This is a genomic window from Delftia sp. WSY_7 (assembly GCF_043104845.1).
Classification (GTDB): Bacteria; Pseudomonadota; Gammaproteobacteria; order Burkholderiales; family Burkholderiaceae_C; genus Comamonas; species Comamonas tsuruhatensis.
Genome location: NZ_JBICLB010000033.1, coordinates 516,770 through 538,340 on the forward strand (window position 1 = coordinate 516,770; position 21,571 = coordinate 538,340).

Consider the following 21,571-nt stretch of genomic DNA (forward strand, 5'->3'; position numbering starts at 1 on the left):
TTCCGGAATTCATCCATCCTTCATGAAATCCACCCAATTGTTTCAATTTATTTCCAATAAAGAGGTGCACAGTACATTTCGAATTATTTTTATCCCTTCAGCCCGTATGCTCTCCCGGCTTTCCGCCATTCGCATTCACTCAGCCGGAATACAGAGGGAGAAATAATTGGCCACTATCGAAAAAGGATTGATGGTAGACAAAAGCGTCGAAGTCAAGACCTATCCATCCATAGAGCACGGCGCCTTGCTGTCCGTCACCTCCATCGTGCTGCACCGCACAGACTCGTCCACGGCAGCCAGCGTGCTCAATGCCTACAAGAGCGGCCAGAAGACAGGGGCGCACTTCCTGATCGAGAAGGACGGGAAGATCTACCAAACCGCCAGTCTGGAAAAGATCTGCTGGCATGTGGGAATTCTTCAGCCGCGCTGCGTCAACGAGAGCACCTGCGACCCCACGGAACTCAAGAACATCAATGCCCTGCTGCACCAAAAGGGCCTGAGCTTCAGCAAGCGGGCCAAGAATGTGTCATCGCACGAGAACACAAAGGCCTATCCGTTGCGTTATCCGGCCAACAGCGACTCCGTGGGCATCGAGGTGGTGGGCCGCTTCCTGCCATCGACCAAGGATTACGAGGCGCCCACCCAATCGCAGCTGTTCCAGACCAAATGGCTGACCCAGCAATTGGTGGACCACTACAAGCTCAAGCTGCTGTCCGATGTCTACTCCCACGGCGCCATTGCCCGCAAGGAAGCGACCGAAGGCGCCCAATTGCTGCGCTACATCTTCACGGGAGCCTGAGCCATGCCATCCAGCCAGCTTTTCAACAATCCCTCTCGCAGCCTGCGCATTGCCGCCTGGGCTGCCGTGATGCTGTGCCTGCATGCGCCGTTGCAAGCCTCATCTACTTCCGCATCCACGCCCAAACACGCGGCCAAGGCGGCACCCATTTCCGTCATCGGCCCGGTCACCCGTTCCGTAGGCACGGGCGAGACCATGGGATGCGAGAAAGTCAGCCTGGACGCCGCCGACGTGGCCCGCTATTTCGCGACGGCAAAGCAAGTCTCGGCTGGCAGCTTCCACGAGGAATCCATCATCCTGCCCTGCAGTTTCAGCGGACGGCTGCTGCGCTCGGGCAAGGTCTATGAATGGAACATCAACGCCGCCGGCGCCGGCTACCTGCGCAGTGAAGATGGCGATCACGACCTGCGCTACCTGTGCCGCAAGGCCTGCGAGAAGGCATTGCCGCAGTTGACGGGGCTTTGACCTGTTGTTCAGACATTGTCTGCACGGGCGTCTTATCACTCCGATTGAGTGGTGCCCCATCCTCCTGTCAAACACAGCGGATACGATGGCGCCTCCCACAATATTCCCAACAGACCATGGACCGATTAATTTCCCAAGGAATGCATGCCTTCAGCCAGGGCGACCACGCGCGCATGCATGCGCTATGGTCCGGCACCACGGTTTTCAGCCATCTGGACAATGAAACGATTGCCAGCCTCTTGGCCAGCATTCAGGCCACTGCCGAATCAGGCCAGGGTAGCGAATGGTCATGGCTGATGCTGTGCCTGGTGTATCTCGATTCCAGTGACCAATTCACCGAGGACCGCGGTATGGCATTGCGCCAGGTCGGCGAATGGGCGCAGCGCGCACTGGCAATGTCACCAGGCAATGCCTATGGACACCGCTATTTGGGCAGTGCCCACTATTGGCTGGACGCACCCGAGCCCGCGCTGGCCGCCTACCGCAAGTCTCATGCCTTGCAGCCCCAGGCGGACTTGCAAGCCCGCATTTTCGAGATGGAGCATGCCGTGCCCTGGCGCAGCATCTTTTCCTATCCCGAGTTGGCTGATAGCCCGGCGGCACCCGACTACTACACGGCCGGCGTGACCGTGGGCAAGTGGAAGCGCCCCGACACGGATGCAGCAGCCCTGCAGGAAATCGAGCGCCTGCAGACCACACTCTACGAACGCTGTCTGGAGCGCTTCGCCAGCGCCGGCACGCCGGCAAACGGCCAGGAGGCCGCGCCCGCCGCGCTGGACATCCACACCTATGCCATGTGCTGCAACAACCTGGGCGTGCTGTACAACGCGCAGGAACAGTACGAGCAGGCGGCCGCCGTCCTCGAAGCCGGGCTGCAGCAGACCTGTTTCCAGGCCCTGCTGGAAAACCTGCGCCATGCCTATCGGCAACTGGGGAACCGCAAGCAAGCCACCGACCTGTCCCTGCTGCTGATGGAGGACTACGCGCTTGACACCGGCCTGTATCTGGACTGCGCGCAGACCGCATGCGCCTATCTCAACGAGACCAGCCACCACCAGGACGTCCTCGACATCGTGGCCGAAGCCGAGCGCCGCTATGCGCAGCTTTCGTCTCAGCAACAGCAAGCGCAATGGGAAGTTCGCAGCATGAGCTTCGTTCATGCGCACAAGGTCACCGCCCTCAGGGCCCTGGGCCAGCTCAAGGCCTCGCACCTTCAGCCTGAACTGGTCGAGATCGCCCTGCGCCACGATCCGGACGATGCCCAATTGCTCGGCATACGCGCCCACATGCAGGGAGCCCGGCAGCAGGTGGGTGAAAAAGGCGGATTCTGGTCGCGCCTGTTCGGCTGAGCCACACCGGGCGACCGGGCCACCAAGAAATGTAGGGCACCCAAGATGCTGGCAACCCTCAAAAGACCCCCAGCGCCAGCCCGGCCCCCATTGCCTCCCCCAGCGCCCGGCACTGTTCCAGCTCAGTTGCGGCAATCTGCTTGGGCGCCAGGATGGCTTCGGTGGTCTGGGCGTGGGTGCAGATGATCAGGGGCTCGGCCACGGGCTTGAGGCGCCAGCCGGTGGCGATGCGGGCGATCTGGCGGGCGGCATTCTGGCCGTCGCTGCCGGCGCAGATGAGGCTGGCATAGGGCCGGCCGTTGATGCGGTCCAGCGCCGCGTAGTAGCTGCGGTCGAAGAAGTCCTTGAGCTGGCCGCTGATGGCGGCCAGGTTTTCCGGGGTGGCGAAGAGGTAGCCGTCGGCGGACAGCACATCGTCCGGGCCGGCCTCGCAGGCGTGCAGCAGGCGCACCTGCACGCCCTGGCCTTCGGCCGCTGCGCCGTCGCGCGCGGCCTCGGCCATCTGGCGGGTGCCACCGGTCATGGAGTGGTAGACGATCAGCAGGGTCTTGCTTGCGTTCATGCCTCAAGCATAGAGCGCGGCCCGCCCAGCCACCGCGCCGACCTCAGAAATCCACCGAAGCCGACACCACGAAGGTGCGCGGAATCATCGGCGAGACAGCGCCCCAGGACGTGACGCCGGCCCAGGCCTTGCGGTCGGCCACGTTCTGCACCGTGGCGCGCAGCGTGGTCTTGCGGCCTGCGATGCGGGTGGCATAGCGCAGGCCCAGGTCGGTGCGTGTCCAGCCCGGGATGCGCAGGCGGTTGGCCTGGTCCACGAACTGGGCGCCGGTGTAGGCCAAGTCGCCGACCAGGGTCAGGCCCTCAAGGGCGGGCACATCCCATTCCACGCCCAGGTTGGCCAGCAGGCGCGAGGTGCCGATGGGCCGGTTGCCCACCAGCGCAGGCGTGGCCGAGCGCGTGATCTCGGGCTTGAGCCAGGTCACGCCTCCCAGCAGGCGCAGGCCGCGTGCGGCCTCGCCGTAGGCATACAGCTCCATGCCCAGGTTGCGCTGCTCGCCGTTGGTCTTGTAGACGCCCTGGTCCAGGCCGCCACTGGGTTTTTCAATGCTGAACAGGGCGGCCGTGGCCATGAAGCTGCCGAAGTCGTACTTGCTGCCCACTTCGTACTGGCGGCTCTTGTAGGGGCGCAGCACCTCGCCGTAGTTGCTGGCGGCGGGCGGGGCGATGTCGCCCTTGCTCAGGCCTTCGATGTAGTTGGCGTAGAGGCTCCAGTTGGGCGCCTGGCGCCAGACCACGCCCACGGCGGACGTGGTCACGCTCTCGTCGTAGACATTGGCGGTGCCGCCTGTGAGCACGTTGTAGTTGGTGGACTTGATGGCCTGGTGGCGCAGGCCCAGCGACAGTTGCAGCCTGTCCTGCAGCAGCGAGAGCGTGTCCACCAGGGCCAGGCTGGTGTTGCGGTTGTCATGAATGCGCGGAATGGCCGAAGGCCGCGCAATGCTTTGCGGCGCATGGGCAACAGGCGCATAGATGTTGGACGCCACCGCCGAGCCCGCCTGCAGCGCACGATGGAAATCCTCGCGGTAGCTGGCCAGCTGCAGCGTGACCGAATGCTTGACACCGGCCAGCGCAAAGCGCGAGCGCAGGCCCGCGTCGATGGTGCTGCGGTCCACGTCGAACACCGCATAGGTGGGCGCGATGCTGGTGGCACCCGCAGCACTGGTCAGGCGCGGGGCCGAGTCATAGATGCGGTCCACATTGGCGCGCGACTGGCCGATGTTGGCGAACAGCGTGAGCTGCTGCGTGAGGTCCAGCTCGGTGCGCAGCAGCACGGCGCGCTCGCGATTCCTGGACCATTCCCAGGGCTGGGTCACGTTGCGCCGGCCATCCGGCGCAGCAGGCATGGAAGTGAGCCCCGTGGGCATGATGGGCCGGCCCACGCCGTCGATGCGCTCGTCCTGCGAGAGCAGGTCCAGCGTGGCCCGGAAGCGCTCCACCTCGTAGTCCAGCGCCACGGCCAGCACATGGCCGTCGGTGCTTTGATGGTCCATGGACGTATCGCCGCCGTACTTGCTGGCGTTCACACGGATGCCGTACTGGGCCTCGTCGCCAAAGCGCCGGCCCACGTCGGCATGGGCTCGCCAGAGGCTGTCCGAAGTCCAGCCCGTGGTCAGCCGCGCCACATCTTCGTTGGCGCGCTTGGGAGCGATGTTGATCACCCCGCCCACGGAGCCGTTGGGCGACATGCCGAACAGCAGCGCGCCGGGCCCCTTGACCACCTCGATGCGGTCCACGTACTCGGTGCGCACACGGTAGTTGGGGGCAATGCCGTAGATGCCGTCAAAGGCGATCTCGCCCGAGTTGCCTTCCCAGATCGGAAAGCCCCGGATATAGAGGTTGTCCACGTTGCCGCCCGGCAGCACGGTGTAGCGCACGGAAGGGTCGCGGTTCACCGCCTCGGCAATGGTGCCGGCCTGCTGGTTGCGCACGGCCTCGGACGTGTAGCTGGTGGTGCTGAACGGCGCCTGCATGTTGCCGGTATTGCCCAGCACGCCCAGGCGCACGCCCTTGGCCACCTGCCCGCCGGCGTAGGGTGCGGGCAGCAGGCTCACATACTGGTCGCCGGCCGTCACGGTGATCTCGGACAGGCGGTGTGCATTCTCAGGCGCGTTGGCCGCAGCGGGAAGCAGCGTCAGCGTGCCGCCCTCGATGCGCCCCTGCAGGCCGCTGCCCTGCAGCAATGCCGCCAGGCCCTGGCGCACATCGTGGCTGCCGTTGAGCGCCGGGGCCTGCCGGCCCTGCACCAGTTCGGAGGAGTAGGTGAGCTGCAGCCCCGCCTGGCGCGCAAACTGGCTCAGCGCCTGGGCCAGCGGCTGGGCCGGCACGTCGAAGGACACCGATTGCGCGGCGGCCAACTGCAGTTGCAGGCCCAGCACCAGGCCTGCACATGCATGAAAAACCGCTGTGCGGTGGAGGCGGAATCTGGAGGACTTGGGAGCGGACATAAGGACTTTCTGGAAGACAGGCTCATTGCGAATCGCCGGCACAGGCAGGGCGCCCGGCCTTTCATATGCAAATACGAGTCACTCCCAAAAACCCTGAAAAAAACTTCACGGCTCCGCGCGCCCGCCGCGCCGCGCAATCCGCAGCCCGCCGTCGTCCAGCACGCTGACCTGCACCGGGGCGAACTGCGGCAGCCCGCGCAGCCAGCGCTCGGCCTGGGCAATGCGCACATGGCCGCTGATGGCCAGTTGCGCCGCGCCCTCCTCCACCACCAGGCGGCGCCGCGTGTAGCGGCCCAGACGGTGCACGACGCGGCCCAGCGGCTCCTGCTCGAAGACCAGTTCGCCCTCGCGCCAGGCCGCGGGCCGTTGCTGGAGCTGCGGCTGCCAGGCAGCGCCATCGGCATCTCCCGCACCGCCGTCCAGGGGAATGCGCAGCGACTGGCTGTCCTGCAGCAACTGGCTGCGTCCGGTGGCCGCATGCTCCACCCGCACCTGGCCCGACTCCACCTGCACGCGCACCGCATCGGGCTCCAGTTCCACGCCAAAGCGCGTGCCCAGCACGGACACGCGCAAGGGGCCGGCCTCCACCACAAAGGGCCGTGCCGCATCGCGCGCCACGGCAAAGAAGGCGGCGCCTTCCAGCAGCCGTGCCTGTCGCAGGTCGGCACGGTAGGTCAGCGCCACGCGGCTGGCGGCGTCCACGCGCAGCACGCTGCCATCGGGCAGCTCCAGGCTGCGCTGTACGCCCGTGGCGCTGGCCAGTTCACCTTGCCACAGCACGCGGCGGCTCCACATCTGCCAGGCGGGCCAGGCCGCGCAGGCCATGCCGGCCACGCCCAGCAGTGCGCCCAGGGCACGCCGCCGCCGCTTTCTGGAAGAGGCCTGCAAGCCCGCCTCCACCCCGCCGCGCCAGCGCAGCAAGGCGGCTTCCAGGCAGGCGTCGGCCTGCATCAGGTCGCGCTCCACGGTATTCAGGGAGACCTGCAGGCGCTGGGCGATGTCGGCCTGCCGCTCGCCATGCAGGCGGTGGGCCAGCAAGGCGGCCTGCATGCGCTCGGGCAGGTCTGCAATCGTGCGCTCCACCACGGCCAGTGCCTGCCGGTACATGGCGCGGTCGGCCACATCGCCTTCGGCCTCGGGCTGCAATTGCGCCCAGTCGTCCATGCAGCGTTGCTGCGCACCGCGCTGGCGCAGCCTGTCTATCGCCAGATGCTTGGCCGTGGCAAACAGGTAGGCCCGCGCGGCTTCGAGCGTGGGCGAGCTGCCATCGGGCAGCTGCGGCGGCGCATCGGCCAGGCGCAGCCAGGTTTCCTGGGCCAGCTCCTGCGCCTCATCACGGCTGCCGGTCTTGCCGGCCAGATAGGACACCAGTTGCTGCTGGCAGGCACAGAAAAGCTGGTGCCAGCGCGCAGCGGTCCAAGAAGCGGAAGGGGTGGGCATGGCCGGGGGGAGGTGATGAATCGATAACGAGAATGACTATCATTCTAGTTTTGTTTGATCTAGGCAGGCCCGGCGGACTGGCCATCGAAGGCAAACTGTCCACCCATCAACATCCGGACCACATGCCCATGATCTTCCTGGCGATCACATCTACCGGCTTGGCACAGGCACTTCTCGCCGCCACCGAAAACGACGCCATCTGGTGCGGCAGCGATGCGATTTCCGAGGCCGACTACGCCGCCCGACAATGGCCCAACCTCAGCCGCTTTGCCTACTCGCTGGAGGACCGCGTTTTGATCGACGATGCCGTGTCCACCATTGAGGAGCACCATCCGGGGCAGACGATCTGTGTCGAGGCCACGGCCGTGCGGTAGCGAAGTCTCGGCCCCGCTACCACTTCAACGCCGCCACCCGCAGCGCATCCACCGCCATATCGATGAACGCCCGCACGCGGTGTGCGGCGTGCCGCCCTTCCCTGTGCACCACATGAATCGGCAGCGGCCGCCGCTCGAAGGGCTCCAGCACCAGGCGCAGTGCGCCGTCCTGCACGGGCTTGGCGATCTGGTAGAGCGGCAGGCGCGTGATGCCCTGCCCGGCCAGGGCGCAGTCTGCCGCAGCCTCGTTGGTCATGGACATGAGGCGCGGCTGCAGGCGCACGGCCAGGGCCTTGTCGCCTTCGAGAAACCGCCATTCGGGCGTGAAGGTGAGGCCGGATGCGGTGATGGTGGTGTGCTGCGCAAGCTCCTCGGGCCGCTGGGGCACGCCGTGGCTTGCCAGGTATGCGGGCGAGCCGCACAGCACCTGCCGCACGCTGCCCACGCGGATGGCCTGCAGCGAGGAGTCGGGCAGATCGCCGATGCGCACGGCCACGTCCACGCCCTCGTCCACCAGGCTGACCACGCGGTCCACAAACCAGCAGTTGACGTCCACCTCGGGAAACCGGCCCAGGTAGTCGTGCACCACGGGCAGCACGTGCATGCGCCCGAAGTTGACCGGCGCCGTGAGCGTGAGCCGGCCGCGCGGTGCGGCATGGGCGCTGGCGGCATGCTCGTCGGCCTCTTCCAGCTCGGCCAGGATGCGGCGGCAGCTGTCGGCGTAGGCGGTGCCGGCCTCGGTCACGCGCACGAAGCGTGTGGTGCGCGTGAGCAGGCGCACGCCCAGGCGCTCCTTCAGGTCGGAGACGGCCCGCGTCACCACGGAGGGCGAGACCTTGAGCCGACGTGCGGCCGAGGCGAAGCCGCCCGTGTCCACCACTGCGAGAAATGCCGTCATGGACTGGAAGCGATCCATCTGTGCCTGCCTTGTCTGTGTCGTATGTCTGCCCGGCTGCGAGCGGCCCGCGCAGGACTGCCCAGGTTTGCCCAGGTTTGTGCCGGCGCTTTGTTCGCGTTCCCGCAAGAGTGACTTGCCGCCGCCAGGGATTCTAAAGATGCGGGCGGAGAAGGAGGATACGTCCCGTGGCGCCGACAACCGGCGCCTTCACCAACCCCAAGGAACCGCAATGAAGCTCTACCACTTTCCCCTGTCCGGCCACGCCCACCGCGCCCGCCTCTTCCTCGGCCTGCTGGGCGTGGAGCATGAGCTGGTCCACGTGGACCTGGCCAACGGCGCGCAGAAGAAGCCCGAATTCCTGGCGCTGAACCCTCTGGGCCAGGTGCCGGTGCTGGACGACAACGGCACGGTGATTGCCGACTCCAACGCCATCCTGGTCTACCTGGCGCGCAAGCTGGACCGCCAGGACTGGATGCCCCTGGGCGCACAGGCCGAGGCCGAGATCCAGAAATGGCTGAGCATCGCCGCCGGCCCCATTGCCTTCGGCCCGGCGGCGGCCCGGCTGGTCACGGTGTTCAAGGCTCCCTTCCAGGCCGAGGAAGTGATAGCCCGCGCCCACGCCATCCTCGGCAAGATCGAGGCGCAATTGACCACCCGCCCCTTCCTCACCGGCGCCACGCCCACGATTGCCGACGTGGCCCTGTACAGCTACATCGCCAGCGCGCCCGAGGGCAATGTGGACCTGCAACCCTACCGCGAGGTGCGCGCCTGGCTGGGCCGCATCGAGGCGCTGCCGGGCTTCGTGGCATTCGCCCAGACACCGGCCGGCCTGCGGGCCTGAGTGCCTGAGCCACACCTCACCTGAAACCCCGGCAAAGGAGCGCACCATGCACCCGCAACCCCTGCAAAACCCCGCCTCGCCCTGGCATGCGGGCGAACTGGCGATCCAGCACAGCGTTGGCGTCGTGGGCCGCATGGACATGCCGGGCCGCAAGTTCCTGCGCCCCTTCCTGCTGGACCAGCACCGCGAGTTCTACCCGCTGCTGCATTTCGTGGTGCTGGGCAGCGTGGATGCGCAAGGCGACGCCTGGGCCACGGTACGGGCCGGCGAGCCGGGCTTCCTGCACTCTCCCGATCCATCGACCCTGCATGTGGCGGCGGGCCGCGATGCGGCCGACCCGGCCGAGCCGGGCCTGGGCGACGGCCATGCCGTGGGCCTGCTGGGCATGGACCCCATGACGCGCCGGCGCAACCGGCTCAACGGCACCGTGCGGCGCAAGACAGGCGTTGATGGGGCGGGCGCCTTCGACATCGGCGTGGTCCAGAGCTTCGGCAACTGCCCGCGCTATATCCAGAACCGCAGCGTCCGGTTCGTCCGGCCTGCGGACGAGCCCACGCAGGTGCCGGCGATCGAACTGGCATCGCTGGACCCGCGCGCGCAGGCACTGATTGCGCAGGCGGATACGTTCTACGTGGCGTCCTACGTTGATGGGGATGATGGCCTGCGCCAGGTCGATGTCTCCCACCGTGGCGGCAAGCCGGGCTTTGTGCGGATCAACGCCGATGGAACGCTGACCATCCCCGACTTCTCGGGCAACCTGTTCTTCATGACCCTGGGCAACTTCCTGGTCAATCCCAAGGCGGGCCTGCTGTTCATCGACTCCGAAACCGGGGAAATGCTGCAGATGACGGGCGAGGCCAGCGTCATCCTTGACTCCCCGGAAATCGCCGCCTTCGAGGGCGCCGAGCGCCTGTGGACCTTCAAGCCCCGCCGCATCGTGCGCCGGCCCGACGCCCTGCCGCTGCGCTGGAGCATGGCGGCCGACGGCTGGTCGCCCCACCTGCAGATGACCGGAAGCTGGGCCGATGCCAGCCAGCGCCTGGCCGCCGCCCGGCTGGGGCGGCAGTGGCGACCGTTCCGGGTGGCGCAGGCCGTGGATGAGAGTTCCACCATCCGCTCGCTCTACCTGGAGCCGACCGATGGCATGGCCACGGTGGCTCCCCTGGCCGGCCAGCACCTGCCGCTGCGCCTCACGCTGGCCGACGGCAGGCATCTGCAGCGCACCTATACACTGTCGCTGGCGCCTTCGGACGGGCGCTTGCGCATCAGCGTCAAGAGGCAAGGCCGCGCATCCAGCCATCTGCATGGCCTGAAGCCAGGCGATCTGGTCGAGGCCCGCCCGCCCGCTGGCAGCTTCACCGCCGATGCGGCCCTGCGCCGCCCCGCCGTGCTGCTGGCCGCGGGCATAGGCATCACGCCCTTGCTGGCCATGCTGCGCCACATCGTCCACGAAGGCCGGCGCACCCGCAGCCTGCGGCCCACCTGGCTGTTCCAGGCGGCTCGCACGCGCAGCGAACGGGCCTTTGACACGGAGATTGCCGAACTGGTGAAGGCCGGCAATGCCGAGGTGCACTGGGTGCGAACGCTCAGCCAGCCTGGCACGGCAAAGGCCGGCCGCGACTACGACCATGAGGGCCACATCGACATGGCCCTGCTGAAAGCCACCCTGCCCTGGGACGACTACGACTTCTACCTCTGCGGCCCGGACGCCTTCATGCAGGCCACCTATGACGGCCTGCGCGAACGCAATGTGCCCGACGAGCGCATCCACGCAGAAGCCTTCGGTCCCTCGGCCCTGAAGCGATCCATGGCCGGTGCAGCCCCCGCCGCCGAACTGCCGGCACCCGCCACACAGCCTGTCCGCATCATCTTTGCCGACTCGGCCAAGGAAGCTCGCTGGAAGCCCGGCGACGGCAGCCTGCTCGAAGTGGCCGAGGCGCGAGGCCTGGAGCCCGCCTTCGGTTGCCGAGGGGGCAGCTGCGGCGACTGCCGCACGCGTGTGCTGCAGGGCTGGGTGACCTATGCCTCGCCACCCTCCTTCGCCGTGCCAGCGGGCGAGGCCCTGATCTGCTGCGCCGTGCCTGCGCAGGGGCCGGGGGAGGCTTTGCATCTGGGGTTGTGAGGAGCCTGTCTCTGCGCGCTTTCCACATCAGGACATGCCGATGGCAAAAGGCACATCAGCGATTGCTGCCCAATGCTTGGCTGCACCTAGCTTTCTATCTGGACGAGTATCGATTCATCAAGCTCTATGACTTCAAACAGGCCCTGACCCCGCTCATAGACCTCCCCTGACAGGAACCGAACCACTTTCTGGCCGATGTGCATGCACATCTCCACGACAAAGCCATCTGCATCCCGGCGCATGTCTTTTATCCGCACAAGACCCAAGGGCAACTCAGCCAGCAGTCGGTCACGGTAACCAATGGATGCAGGCACGCCGGGACCCGACTCAGACGCCTCTGGAGTCACAAGGTACAGGCCGTGAAACCCGCTGCCATCCTCGATACGGGAAAGCATTGACCAGACACGTCCGTCCATCAGTTGGAGCCAAATCTCGATGAACTGGAGATAGGGCACCTGCGGATGACTCCAGACTGCTTCGCCAGGTACCCAGTGCTGCCGACCTGATTCATCCATATCCCAGCGGCCGCCTACGGCCAACGCCATCTCGCAAGCTCGCCAGCCCACAATCACCTGCTGGTCGAGATCCTGAAGGGACGGGAACTGGCGCGGCCCCATGGGCTGGATGGAGCTCCCGGGGGCCGGCTCGGTGTCGTCGATATGGACTACCTCGAACCCTTCCTGCTCACTCGGCGGCTCGAACATGGCAAACACGCTGCGAATGGCCTGCTCCGGCACTTGGTGATCGGCTCGCCGCTGCGTGTTCCTCCGCAAGGCGGTCTGCAAATCGGCTTTGAGCCAAATACAGACTACGGGCACGCCATGTGATCTGGCGATCTGAATGGCACGCTCACGATGCACCGTCTTCGGAAGGGCGGCATCAAAGAACACCGCATCACCACCCAAAGCTGCGGCGTTCTGTTGAATCCAGCTGCTCTTGCCTGCAGCTTGCACCCCCACCACCACATAGAGCTTGGTCGCGGGCGAGCTGGCAGACAGTGCTTTGTCCAAGTCCCGGTACGCCAACTCCCATGCGACAGCACTGCGTTCCGGGGTGAACAGGCGACCTTGTTCGGTTTCCAGATAGTGGTCTGGATTGATGTGCTTTGTGGTTTCCATGAATGACCAAGGCTTTATGGAGGAGCAATGTAACTGTGCGCCGCACCACACGGTCACCAGACAAACGGCGTTGCCAAGACCAATGGTCTTCATCGATACACTCGCTGCAATTCCGGCGCTGGCCATCTACACCGCAACTCCCAAGCCCCTGCCCATGAAACTCGCAGTCCACCTGCTACGCCTGCCGTCCTTGGTTCTTGCCTGCTACATCGGCGTAGCCAGTGCACAGCAAACCACACCATCACCGGGCATCTATGTCCGCAAAGGCGGGGGCGGCGATCTGGTGGTGCAGGCTGGCGGCAAGTTCCACATCCAGACCGTCGGTGCCAACGGCCATACCTGTGAGCTGGAAGGCACCATCACCAACGGCCGGGCCAGGATGGCGAATTCGGCCTGCGCCGTGGACTTCACGCCTGCAGGCCAGCGCGTCGGCGTCGACACGGCCACCGCCGAGGCATGCCGGGACTTCTGCGGCATGCGGGCCTGGTTTGGCGGCGATTACCTTCGGCCCACACCCGGCTGCACGGACAAGGCCATTGCCGCATCGCGCAGAAACTTCAAGCGCGCGTACGACGCCAAGGACTACCGCCTGGCGCTGACCACGCTGGCGCCGGTGCTGCAGGACTGCGATGAGGTGCTGACCGGCGTTACCAAGGGCTGGCTGCGCAACGACCTGGCGCTGGCGCAGCTTCGCTCGGGCGACGCAGCCGCCTGCCGCCAGACCCTGGCCCCGCTGGCCGAGGAAGCCGGCAAGACGGATCAGGAACTGCGCGAGGTCTATCCGCCCACCGATGCCGATGTGGTGCTGCCCATGCTCAAGGCTGCGCGCACCAATCTGCGCTTGTGCAGTTGAGCGGAGCCATCGCCATGAAAGATCCCGCATCGCCCAACGCAGGAGTCTCCGGGCATTCCCGGCGTGAGGCGAAGTGGATGCTGTGGGTGCTGGTGGTGCTGCCCTTGGCGCTGACAGCATTGGCGGTTTGGCTGGGTCCGCTGGTCCTGAACCATGTGGAGAGAAGCAAGTGCTTGGATGCGGGCATGCAGGCTTCCCAGGAAAAGCGCAAGTGCGAGCAACGATAGAGAGAAGGAGCTGCCGCTCAAAGCCTGATCGAACCAAATCCCTGAAATACTGGCCTACTCTTGGCCCCTTTTTTGTTTGCACGACAGGGCCCTTCATCAGGGCCATGCACACGCCTTTACATGACCGATATCCGCCCCGCCCGCTTCCCCGAAGACCTCGACGCCGTGGTCCGCATCTTCCGGGAGTACGTGGCCAGTCCCACCGTGAGCCTGGACTTCCAGGACTTCGAGACCGAGTTCGCCGCCCTGCCCGGCAAGTACGCCGCACCCGAAGGCTGCGTGCTGCTGGCCTGGAAAGACGGCCAGCCCGTGGGCTGCGCCGCCCTGCGCCAGGTGGATGCGCAGACAGGCGAAATGAAGCGTGTCTACGTGCGCCCCACGGTACGCGGCGAGAACCTGGGGCGGCGACTGGTGGAAGGCATCCTGGACGCTGCGCGCCACGCAGGCTACACCCGCATCTGCCTGGACGTGCTGCCCGAGTTCCAGGCCGCGCAGCGGCTGTATGAAAACCTGGGTTTTGTGGATGCGGAACCGGTGAGCTTCAATCCCGTGCCGGGCACGCGTTATCTCGGACTGGATCTTTGAGGCATGCGCCCTCCGGCAGGCGGCCTTCAGCGCCTGCAAGGCTTCCGATGCGCTGACACCCGGTCCCTGAGTCCTCGTCTGCAAGCATTCGGCACGATAAGACCGTAGCCCATACCCCGGTCCAACAGCCTGCCCGCAAGCGCAGCGGCGGTACGGACCCCCTCTCCCCGCATCCTTCATCCGCAAATGCCCGTGGCCGAGCCGGGCAGCCTGCGCTTGTGCACTGCGAATACCGCCCATGGCGAATGGCGCTGCCTGGGACCAAACACTCATTGGCAGCATCTCTATTCACCTGGCATTTCAAACCTGATTCTAGGAATTGTCCTAAGGATAATTCTGAAAATGATCTGTGGGCGACTTCTTTGATTGACCTCGTGCAGGCCATGAAATCAAATGAGGACTCTTGCACAGCAAACATCAGAAACCCGCTTGGACACTGACAGCGGATTATTTGCCTGCTTGCAACCACTCATTTCCGTCAAATTACCTTTATTGATCAAGGCGCATTGGCTGGACTCATCGATTCCGCTTCCGATCCAGCGTCTCCATACACCATGCCAGCCTCCATTGCCGCCACCTTCTATCAGATCGGCTATGCCGACATGCTTGCTCGCCAAATGGAGCGAAAACAGATCGATGCCATTGTGCTGACGCCACAGCAATACGCAGACATACTGAGCGACAAGGCGCGCAACAATCCTCGCCTGGCGGCCACGCTGCATGCCATGCTGGCCCACAGTGCGCTTGGGCGATACTGGACAGACACCGCCAGCCCGAATGCAGGCAAACCCTGGGTCGCTCCCGCCTCCCTGATGGTCAGCGACGCGTACCTGATCACCAAAACGCTGATTGCATTGGGCCTGGCCGGTGCCCGCTCCTATATCAAGACAACCGCCACAGGCACCTATATCATCATCACAGGCTACGCGGGACTTCGCCGCCAGTTGCTGCAAGGCACGCGATTCCTTGCCGCCAATCCACGCATGGTCCAGATGGGCCTGGGTATTCGCGGTCTGCAGAATGTGGCCAAGGGCGGGTTCCTTCTGAGCCTGGTGGTGGGCACCGGGATAGAGACACTGGACTTCATCTTCAATGACGAGAAGACCATGCATGATCTTGTGGGAGGGATTGGGGTGGAGGCGGTCAAGGCGGGATTGGCGACGATGGTGGGTTTGACCGCGGGAATGACGACTGCAAGCATGATATCTGTTGCCGTACTGCCCTTAGCCATCATGGCTGCAATGATTCTTATTACCAGTCTCGCACTGAATTCCGCTGACGAGCGCTGGCAGATAAAGCAAAACGTTATCAAGGCTATAAAATCCACGCCAAATGATAAAGCGCAGGGATTTTACCGGATTAACACAAGCCATCCAGATTGGAGCAACATTCAGTCAAGGAATCCTTCAAACAAAAATAACGAAACACTCTATATTTCCGGAAAAAACAGTGAAGGCCTATTGTGTAAATTAAGCCAAAGAAGATAAAAATGCATGATATTCAAAGCATCAGAAAAAACGCCTATATCGGTATCTTACTGACCACCCTGGCATTATTATCTTGCGTCTTCCTCATTAATGAAACAATTATAACAACAACCCATGAAATCAAAACGCTGGCACCAGTCGTTCGAATATGGCCAATGGCGCCTTTTTCGGCTCTTTGCTTACCATTTCTCTTATCATTGACTTTGCTATATATCGTAAAAGCCATTCCTTGCAAGCAACGCATGCAAACAAAGACAGAAGGCATATTAATCAAATCACTTATTTTATGCTTTATCTCGGCATTATTCTGTCTTTTATTTCTAGCCCCGCTTCAATACAAGGCAATGCCAAAACTAGGCTACACCCATTGCAACCTCCTACAAGGCCATCCAAACATGTATTTCACAGACTGGGTAAAAACCCCCGAATGGTGCGTTCGCGGAAAAACCAGGGAATGGGTCAAGGAGCAGGCCAGGCTCTCCGGCAACCTTGAAAATCCCTGAAATAAAAAAAGCGCAGACCACATGGTCCGCGCTTTTTTGCATCCTACGGCAGCCGTGCTGCCAACTCCCTCAGAACGCCTCTTCACTCATCTGCGCGCAAGTCATGTCGCGCTCACGCACGACTTTGAGCCAGGCGCCGATCTTCGGCAGTTCGTAGCCGAAGAAGTAGCGCATGGCGGCCATGCGGCCAGCGTTGGCGGGGACGGTCAGGCCCGGGTCTTTGTCCAGCACGGCCAGGGACACGTCCAGCCAGGTCCAGGCCAGCACCGTGTGGCCAAAAGCCTGCATATACGGCACGGCATTGGCCAGGGCCTGCTGCGGGTCATCGGTCGCCCATGCGGCCTTGGTGGTGGCGCCGACTTCCTGCAGCGCCTTGGCCAGTTCATTGGAATGGCCGGCCAGTTCGGGCCGGGCCATGGCGCGCTGGATGGTGTCGTTGATGCGCGTGGCCAGCAGCTGCAGGCCCTTGCCGCCTTCCATGAGCACCTTGCGGCCCAGCAGGTCCATGGCCTGGATGCCGTGCGTGCCTTCGTGGATCATGTTCAGGCGGTTGTCGCGCCAGTATTGCTCCACGGGGAAGTCGCGCGTGTAGCCGTAGCCGCCGTGGATCTGGATGGCCAGGGAGTTGGCCTCCAGGCAGAACTCGCTGGGCCAGCTCTTGGAGATGGGGGTCAGCACTTCCAGCAGCAGCCGGGCCTCGGCCACGGATTCGGGCGTGCCGGTGTGCTGCTCATCGACCAGGCGCGCGCAGAACAGGTTCAGCGCCAGCGCGCCTTCGCAATAGGACTTTTGCGCCAGCAGCATGCGCTTGACGTCGGCGTGCTCGATGATGCGCGACTGGGGCCGCGTGGCATCCTTGCCGGCTGCACCCGGCGCCCCCTTGATCGGCCGGCCCTGCGGGCGGTTCTGCGCGTAGTCCAGGCTGGCGTGGTAGCCCGCCATGCCCAGCATGGTGGCGGCCATGCCGATGGAGATGCGGGCCTCGTTCATCATGTGGAACATGCATTTGAGGCCCTCGCCGGGCTTGCCGACCAGGTAGCCCACGGCCCCGGCGCCGCCGCGCACGGGAAAGCGCCCTTCCCCGAAGTTCAGCAGCGTGTTGGTGGTGCCGCGCCAGCCCAGCTTGTGGTTGAGGCCGGCCAGGGCCACGTCGTTGCGCTCGCCGGTCAGCTGGCCTTCGGTGTCCACGAGCTTCTTGGGCACGATGAACAGCGAGATGCCCTTGACGCCGGGCACGGGCTTGCCGTCCGGCCCCGGGATCTTGGCCAGCACGAGGTGGACGATGTTCTCGGTCAGCTCATGATCGCCCGCGCTGATCCACATCTTGTTGCCCTTGAGGCGGTAGCGCGGGCCCAGCGCATCGCTCTCGAAGTCGGCGCCATCGGGCTCGGCGCGGGTGGCGATATCGCTCAGCGAGGAGCCGGCCTGGGGCTCGGACAGGCACATGGTGCCGGCCCAGCGGCCGTTGAATTCGTTGGCGGCGAAGACCTGTTTTTGCATGTCCGTGCCGTGGGCCATGATGGCGTTGGCATTGCCCGAGGTCAGCATGTTGGAGCCGATGCTGATGGAGGCCGCCGCGAAGAAGCTGTTGGCCGCCGCCTCCACGGTGTAGGGCAGCTGCATGCCGCCGATGTCGTAGTCCTGGGCGGCGCTGAGCATGCCCGAGTCGGCATAGGCCTGGCGCGCATCGTGGGTGCACCGGGGCAGGATGACTTTCTCGCCGTCGAACTGCGGCTCCTGCGTGTCCACGGTGCGGTTGAAGGGGGCGTATTTCTCGCGGGCGATGCGCTCGCAGGTGTCGAGCACGGCATCGAAGGTGTCGCGCGAATGGTCGGCAAAGCGCTCGCGCTCGCCCAGCGCATCGGCGCGCAGCCATTCATAGAGCAGGAAATCGATGGTGGAACGCAGGCGCATGGTGGGGTCCGGAATCAAAAAAGAAGCCGCAGGCGCCGCCAGAGGGAGCGCGTGCGGCCAACAGGAGTAACGGGAACAGGCGGTGGCGGCCGCAGCCGCCACCTGTACTTACAGCACTTCGAACACGCCGGCGGCACCCATGCCGCCGCCGATGCACATGGTCACGCAGACACGCTTGGCACCGCGGCGCTTGCCTTCGATCAGGGCATGGCCCGTCAGGCGCTGGCCCGACACGCCATAGGGATGGCCCAGGGCAATGGCGCCGCCGTTGACATTGAGGCGATCGTTGGGGATGCCCAGCTTGTCCCGGCAGTACAGCACCTGCACGGCAAAGGCTTCATTGAGCTCCCACAGGTCGATGTCCTGCACCGTCAGGCCCAGCTTCTTGAGCACCTTGGGCACCGCGAAGACGGGGCCGATGCCCATTTCGTCGGGCTCGCAGCCGGCCACGGCAAAGCCCAGGAAGCGGCCGATGGGCTTGAGGTTGTTGCGCGATGCATAGTCCTCGCTCACCACCACGCAGGCGCCTGCGCCGTCGGAGAACTGGCTGGCATTGCCGGCCGAGATCACACCGCCGGGCAGCGCGGGGCGGATGCCCGAGATGCCTTCCTTGGTCGTGCCCTCGCGCACGCCCTCGTCCTTGCTGCAGGTCACTTCCTTGGTGATCAGGCCGCGCACCTTGTCGGCCACGCCCATGGTCACGGTGATGGGGGCGATCTCGGCATCCAGCAGGCCGGCCGCCTGGGCCGCGCAGGCCTTTTGCTGGCTGGCGGCGCCGTATTCGTCCATGGCGTCACGGCCGATGCCGTAGCGCTTGGCGACCTGTTCGGCGGTCTGCAGCATGCTCCAGTAGATCTCGGGCTTTTGCTTGGCCAGGGCCAGGTCCTGGATCATGTGCAGGTTCATTTCCTGCTGCACGCAGGAGATGGATTCCACGCCGCCGGCCACGTAAACATCGCCCTCGCCCGCGATGATGCGCTGCGATGCGGTGGCAATGGTCTGCAGGCCCGAGGAGCAGAAGCGGTTGATGGTCATGCCCGATGCGGTGATGGGCAGGCCGGCCTTGAGCGCGATCTGGCGCGCAATGTTCATGCCGGTGGCGCCTTCGGGGTTGGCGCAGCCCATGATCACGTCATCGACGGCGGCAGGGTCGACGCCTGCGCGCTGCACGGCGTGCTGCACGGCATGGCCGCCCAGCGTGGCGCCATGGGTCATGTTGAAGGCACCCTTCCAGCTCTTGGCCAGGGGCGTGCGGGCGGTGGAAACGATCACGGCGGATGTCATGGATATTCCTTGTATGGCGGGTTTGCGGTGGTTCGCAAAAAGTTCGTGCGCCGCACGTCTCAGCTGAATTGCTTGCCTTCGGCCGCCAGCTTCGCCAGCAGCGGGGCTGGCTGCCAGAAATCGGCGTCGTCGTTGGGGTTCTTGGCGAAGCGGTTCATGGCCTGGACCACGTTGAACAGCCCGACCTCACCCGCGTAGTGCATGGGGCCGCCGCGCCAGATGGGGAAGCCATAGCCGGTCAGGTAGACCATGTCGATATCGCCCGACTTGCCGGCGATGCCGTCTTCCAGGATGTGGGCGCCTTCATTGACCAGGGCGAAGACCAGGCGCTGGACGATTTCCTCATCGGAGATCTTGCGCGGGGTGATGCCCAGCTCCTTGCGGTGCGACTCGATCATCTGGTTGACCAGCTCGGACGGGATGGCGTCGCGCTTGCCCGCCTGGTAGTCGTACCAGCCCGCACCGGTCTTCTGGCCGAAGCGGCCCAGCTCGCACAGCTTGTCGGCCGTGCGGCTGTACTTCATGTCGGCGCGCTCGACAGCGCGGCGCTTGCGGATGGCCCAGCCGATGTCGTTGCCGGCCAGGTCGCCCATGCGGAACGGGCCCATGGCGAAGCCGAACTTCTCGATGGCCTTGTCCACCTGGGCGGGCGTGGCGCCTTCGTCCAGCAGGAATCCGGCCTGGCGCGAGTACTGCTCGATCATGCGGTTGCCGATGAAGCCGTCGCACACGCCAGAGACCACGGCGGTCTTCTTGATCTTCTTGGCCAGCTTCATCACGGTGGCCAGCACGTCCTTGGCGGTATGTTTGCCGCGCACCACTTCCAGCAGCTTCATCACGTTGGCGGGGCTGAAGAAGTGCATGCCCACCACGTCCTGCGGGCGCTTGGTGAAGGCGGCGATCTTGTCCACGTCCAGCGTGGAGGTGTTGGAGGCCAGGATGGCACCAGGCTTGGCCACTTCGTCCAGCTGCTTGAACACGGTTTCCTTGACGCCCAACTCCTCGAACACGGCCTCGATGATGAGGTCGGCGTTCTTGAGCGCGTCATACGACAGCGTGGTGCTCAGCAGGGCCATGCGCTGGTCGTACTTTTCCTGGGTGAGCTTGCCCTTCTTGACCTGGGCTTCGTAGTTCTTGCGGATGGTGGCCACGCCACGGTCCAGCGCTTCCTGCTTGGTCTCCAGGATGGTCACGGGGATGCCCGCGTTCAGGAAGTTCATGGAGATGCCGCCGCCCATGGTGCCGGCACCGATGACGCCCACGGTCTTGATCTCGCGCACTGGCGTGTCCGAGGGCACGTCGGCGATCTTGGAAGCCGCGCGCTCGGCCATGAACAGGTGGCGCAGCGCGCGCGACTCGGGCGACCACATCAGTTGCATGAAGGCTTCGCGCTCCAGGGCCATGCCTTCGTCGAACTTCTTGCGCGCGGCGTTCTCCACCGTGTCCACGCAGCGGGCCGGGGCCGGGTAGTTCTTGGCCATGCCCTTGACCATGTTGCGTGCGAACTGGAAGTAGGCGTCGCCCTGAGGATGCTTGCAAGGCAGGTCGCGCACGCGCGGCAGCGGACCACCCGCCGCGTGCTTGTCGGCCACTTCCAACGCAAAGGCCTTGGCCTCGTCCAGCAGGGACTCGGGCGAGGCGGCCATCTTGTCGAACAGCTTCTGGCCGGGGATGGAGGCCAGCAGCTCGCTCTTGACGGGTTCGCCGCTGACGATCATGTTCAGCGCGGTCTCCACGCCCAGCACGCGCGGCAGGCGCTGCGTGCCGCCTGCACCGGGCAGCAGGCCCAGCTTGACTTCAGGCAGGGCCACCAGGGTGCCGGGAGCGGCCACGCGGTAGTTGCAGCCCAGCGCCAGCTCCAGCCCGCCGCCCATGCAGACGGTATGGATGGCGGCCACCACGGGCTTGCTGCCCTGGTCCAGGGAGTTGATCAGCGAGACCAGGTGCGGCTCGCGATACGCCTCTTCCTTGCCGAACTCGTTGATATCGGCACCGCCCGAGAAGGCCTTGCCGGCGCCCGTGATGACGATGGCCTTGACGGCCGGGTCGGCGTACGCTTTGTCCAGCCCCTCGACGATGCCCCGCCGCGTGGATAGTCCCAGGCCGTTGACCGGCGGATTGTTCAAGGTGATGACGGCGATGGCACCGTCCACTTTGTATTCAGCAGTCATGCTGTTGTCCCCTATGCGATAGAAAAAGAACGATCGTGCGATTTTGATTGTAGGGAGTTCTTCCGCCTTTGCCATCCACCCTTGTCTCGGGCGGGACAAATTGTGTCGAGACGCCGTATAGGAGCCTGTTCAC

General features: G+C 64.7%; 19 protein-coding genes. 11 read left to right on the forward strand and 8 right to left on the reverse strand.

What is annotated here, in order from left to right; translation table 11 throughout:
- The first annotated feature begins 190 nt into the window (after positions 1 to 190).
- The 3 genes from ACF8ME_RS14470 (at position 191) to ACF8ME_RS14480 (ending at position 2,613) form a co-directional block, all read left to right on the forward strand.
- Positions 191 to 799 carry a peptidoglycan recognition family protein gene (locus tag ACF8ME_RS14470; RefSeq protein ID WP_013802750.1) on the forward strand — a complete coding sequence of 203 codons (609 nt, stop codon included), beginning with the start codon at positions 191 to 193 and terminating at the stop codon, positions 797 to 799.
- 3 nt (positions 800 to 802) lie between these two features.
- The gene (locus tag ACF8ME_RS14475) at positions 803 to 1,264 is read left to right on the forward strand and encodes a hypothetical protein (protein ID WP_392417088.1); all 462 of its coding nucleotides are present in this window, start codon (positions 803 to 805) and stop codon (positions 1,262 to 1,264) included.
- A 140-nt stretch (positions 1,265 to 1,404) separates the two neighbouring features.
- On the forward strand, positions 1,405 to 2,613 hold the full coding sequence (locus tag ACF8ME_RS14480) for a hypothetical protein (RefSeq protein WP_392417090.1): 1,209 nt from the start codon (positions 1,405 to 1,407) through the stop codon (positions 2,611 to 2,613).
- A gap of 58 nt (positions 2,614 to 2,671) precedes the next feature.
- On the opposite strand, the gene ACF8ME_RS14485 is transcribed toward ACF8ME_RS14480, so the two are convergent.
- From ACF8ME_RS14485 to ACF8ME_RS14495, 3 genes are all read right to left on the reverse strand, one after another.
- Positions 2,672 to 3,175 carry a flavodoxin family protein gene (locus tag ACF8ME_RS14485; RefSeq protein WP_046238385.1) on the reverse strand — a complete coding sequence of 168 codons (504 nt, stop codon included), beginning with the start codon at positions 3,173 to 3,175 and terminating at the stop codon, positions 2,672 to 2,674.
- 43 nt (positions 3,176 to 3,218) lie between these two features.
- Entirely contained in the window at positions 3,219 to 5,552 is a 2,334-nt protein-coding gene (locus tag ACF8ME_RS14490; protein WP_392417093.1) for a TonB-dependent siderophore receptor, read from the reverse strand.
- A gap of 174 nt (positions 5,553 to 5,726) precedes the next feature.
- Positions 5,727 to 7,061, reverse strand: coding sequence for a sigma-70 family RNA polymerase sigma factor (locus ACF8ME_RS14495; RefSeq protein WP_392417094.1), 1,335 nt, complete (start codon positions 7,059 to 7,061; stop codon positions 5,727 to 5,729).
- A gap of 122 nt (positions 7,062 to 7,183) precedes the next feature.
- Between ACF8ME_RS14495 and ACF8ME_RS14500 the strand changes: the two genes are divergently transcribed.
- Positions 7,184 to 7,435 (forward strand): hypothetical protein, encoded by a 252-nt coding sequence (locus tag ACF8ME_RS14500; protein WP_392417095.1) that lies wholly within the window; start codon positions 7,184 to 7,186, stop codon positions 7,433 to 7,435.
- 16 nt (positions 7,436 to 7,451) lie between these two features.
- On the opposite strand, the gene ACF8ME_RS14505 is transcribed toward ACF8ME_RS14500, so the two are convergent.
- Positions 7,452 to 8,351 carry a LysR family transcriptional regulator gene (locus ACF8ME_RS14505; protein ID WP_392417096.1) on the reverse strand — a complete coding sequence of 300 codons (900 nt, stop codon included), beginning with the start codon at positions 8,349 to 8,351 and terminating at the stop codon, positions 7,452 to 7,454.
- A gap of 211 nt (positions 8,352 to 8,562) precedes the next feature.
- Between ACF8ME_RS14505 and ACF8ME_RS14510 the strand changes: the two genes are divergently transcribed.
- Positions 8,563 to 9,174, forward strand: a complete 612-nt coding sequence (locus tag ACF8ME_RS14510) for a glutathione S-transferase family protein (protein ID WP_034392716.1) — start codon at positions 8,563 to 8,565, stop codon at positions 9,172 to 9,174.
- A gap of 46 nt (positions 9,175 to 9,220) precedes the next feature.
- Positions 9,221 to 11,296, forward strand: a complete 2,076-nt coding sequence (locus ACF8ME_RS14515) for a pyridoxamine 5'-phosphate oxidase family protein (protein ID WP_392417098.1) — start codon at positions 9,221 to 9,223, stop codon at positions 11,294 to 11,296.
- A gap of 86 nt (positions 11,297 to 11,382) precedes the next feature.
- Here ACF8ME_RS14515 and ACF8ME_RS14520 read toward each other — a convergent pair whose 3' ends face one another.
- Positions 11,383 to 12,414, reverse strand: a complete 1,032-nt coding sequence (locus tag ACF8ME_RS14520) for an AAA family ATPase (protein WP_392417099.1) — start codon at positions 12,412 to 12,414, stop codon at positions 11,383 to 11,385.
- 154 nt (positions 12,415 to 12,568) lie between these two features.
- Between ACF8ME_RS14520 and ACF8ME_RS14525 the strand changes: the two genes are divergently transcribed.
- The 5 genes from ACF8ME_RS14525 to ACF8ME_RS14545 all read left to right on the forward strand — a co-directional run bounded on the left by ACF8ME_RS14525 (position 12,569) and on the right by ACF8ME_RS14545 (position 16,069).
- Positions 12,569 to 13,267, forward strand: a complete 699-nt coding sequence (locus ACF8ME_RS14525; RefSeq protein WP_392417101.1) for a hypothetical protein — start codon at positions 12,569 to 12,571, stop codon at positions 13,265 to 13,267.
- A gap of 14 nt (positions 13,268 to 13,281) precedes the next feature.
- The gene (locus tag ACF8ME_RS14530) at positions 13,282 to 13,494 is read left to right on the forward strand and encodes a hypothetical protein (protein WP_392417103.1); all 213 of its coding nucleotides are present in this window, start codon (positions 13,282 to 13,284) and stop codon (positions 13,492 to 13,494) included.
- Positions 13,495 to 13,614: 120 nt separating this feature from the next.
- Positions 13,615 to 14,079: a GNAT family N-acetyltransferase gene (locus tag ACF8ME_RS14535; protein WP_063326367.1), complete on the forward strand. Its 465-nt coding sequence runs from the start codon at positions 13,615 to 13,617 to the stop codon at positions 14,077 to 14,079.
- Between the two features lie 554 nt (positions 14,080 to 14,633).
- Positions 14,634 to 15,566 (forward strand): hypothetical protein, encoded by a 933-nt coding sequence (locus ACF8ME_RS14540; protein WP_392417105.1) that lies wholly within the window; start codon positions 14,634 to 14,636, stop codon positions 15,564 to 15,566.
- A gap of 2 nt (positions 15,567 to 15,568) precedes the next feature.
- Complete coding sequence (locus tag ACF8ME_RS14545) at positions 15,569 to 16,069, forward strand: hypothetical protein (RefSeq protein ID WP_156179813.1); 501 nt, start codon at positions 15,569 to 15,571, stop codon at positions 16,067 to 16,069.
- A 69-nt stretch (positions 16,070 to 16,138) separates the two neighbouring features.
- Here the strand turns inward: ACF8ME_RS14545 and ACF8ME_RS14550 are convergent, their stop codons facing one another.
- From ACF8ME_RS14550 to ACF8ME_RS14560, 3 genes are all read right to left on the reverse strand, one after another.
- On the reverse strand, positions 16,139 to 17,983 hold the full coding sequence (locus ACF8ME_RS14550) for an acyl-CoA dehydrogenase (protein WP_392417107.1): 1,845 nt from the start codon (positions 17,981 to 17,983) through the stop codon (positions 16,139 to 16,141).
- 108 nt (positions 17,984 to 18,091) lie between these two features.
- Positions 18,092 to 19,267, reverse strand: coding sequence for an acetyl-CoA C-acyltransferase (locus tag ACF8ME_RS14555; RefSeq protein ID WP_016446755.1), 1,176 nt, complete (start codon positions 19,265 to 19,267; stop codon positions 18,092 to 18,094).
- A 59-nt stretch (positions 19,268 to 19,326) separates the two neighbouring features.
- Entirely contained in the window at positions 19,327 to 21,438 is a 2,112-nt protein-coding gene (locus ACF8ME_RS14560; protein WP_392417109.1) for a 3-hydroxyacyl-CoA dehydrogenase NAD-binding domain-containing protein, read from the reverse strand.
- Positions 21,439 to 21,571 lie beyond the last annotated feature (133 nt).

What these genes read in the sequence shown, in the direction of transcription:
- ACF8ME_RS14470 (WP_013802750.1), top strand. Translation starts at nt 191, where the DNA reads ATGGTAGACAAAAGCGTCGAAGTCAAGACCTATCCATCCATAGAGCAC.
- ACF8ME_RS14475 (WP_392417088.1), top strand. Translation starts at nt 803, where the DNA reads ATGCCATCCAGCCAGCTTTTCAACAATCCCTCTCGCAGCCTGCGCATT.
- ACF8ME_RS14480 (WP_392417090.1), top strand. Translation starts at nt 1,405, where the DNA reads ATGCATGCCTTCAGCCAGGGCGACCACGCGCGCATGCATGCGCTATGG.
- ACF8ME_RS14485 (WP_046238385.1), bottom strand. Translation starts at nt 3,175, where the DNA reads ATGAACGCAAGCAAGACCCTGCTGATCGTCTACCACTCCATGACCGGT.
- ACF8ME_RS14495 (WP_392417094.1), bottom strand. Translation starts at nt 7,061, where the DNA reads ATGCCCACCCCTTCCGCTTCTTGGACCGCTGCGCGCTGGCACCAGCTT.
- ACF8ME_RS14500 (WP_392417095.1), top strand. Translation starts at nt 7,184, where the DNA reads ATGCCCATGATCTTCCTGGCGATCACATCTACCGGCTTGGCACAGGCA.
- ACF8ME_RS14505 (WP_392417096.1), bottom strand. Translation starts at nt 8,351, where the DNA reads ATGGATCGCTTCCAGTCCATGACGGCATTTCTCGCAGTGGTGGACACG.
- ACF8ME_RS14510 (WP_034392716.1), top strand. Translation starts at nt 8,563, where the DNA reads ATGAAGCTCTACCACTTTCCCCTGTCCGGCCACGCCCACCGCGCCCGC.
- ACF8ME_RS14515 (WP_392417098.1), top strand. Translation starts at nt 9,221, where the DNA reads ATGCACCCGCAACCCCTGCAAAACCCCGCCTCGCCCTGGCATGCGGGC.
- ACF8ME_RS14520 (WP_392417099.1), bottom strand. Translation starts at nt 12,414, where the DNA reads ATGGAAACCACAAAGCACATCAATCCAGACCACTATCTGGAAACCGAA.
- ACF8ME_RS14525 (WP_392417101.1), top strand. Translation starts at nt 12,569, where the DNA reads ATGAAACTCGCAGTCCACCTGCTACGCCTGCCGTCCTTGGTTCTTGCC.
- ACF8ME_RS14530 (WP_392417103.1), top strand. Translation starts at nt 13,282, where the DNA reads ATGAAAGATCCCGCATCGCCCAACGCAGGAGTCTCCGGGCATTCCCGG.
- ACF8ME_RS14535 (WP_063326367.1), top strand. Translation starts at nt 13,615, where the DNA reads ATGACCGATATCCGCCCCGCCCGCTTCCCCGAAGACCTCGACGCCGTG.
- ACF8ME_RS14540 (WP_392417105.1), top strand. Translation starts at nt 14,634, where the DNA reads ATGCCAGCCTCCATTGCCGCCACCTTCTATCAGATCGGCTATGCCGAC.
- ACF8ME_RS14545 (WP_156179813.1), top strand. Translation starts at nt 15,569, where the DNA reads ATGCATGATATTCAAAGCATCAGAAAAAACGCCTATATCGGTATCTTA.
- ACF8ME_RS14550 (WP_392417107.1), bottom strand. Translation starts at nt 17,983, where the DNA reads ATGCGCCTGCGTTCCACCATCGATTTCCTGCTCTATGAATGGCTGCGC.
- ACF8ME_RS14555 (WP_016446755.1), bottom strand. Translation starts at nt 19,267, where the DNA reads ATGACATCCGCCGTGATCGTTTCCACCGCCCGCACGCCCCTGGCCAAG.
- ACF8ME_RS14560 (WP_392417109.1), bottom strand. Translation starts at nt 21,438, where the DNA reads ATGACTGCTGAATACAAAGTGGACGGTGCCATCGCCGTCATCACCTTG.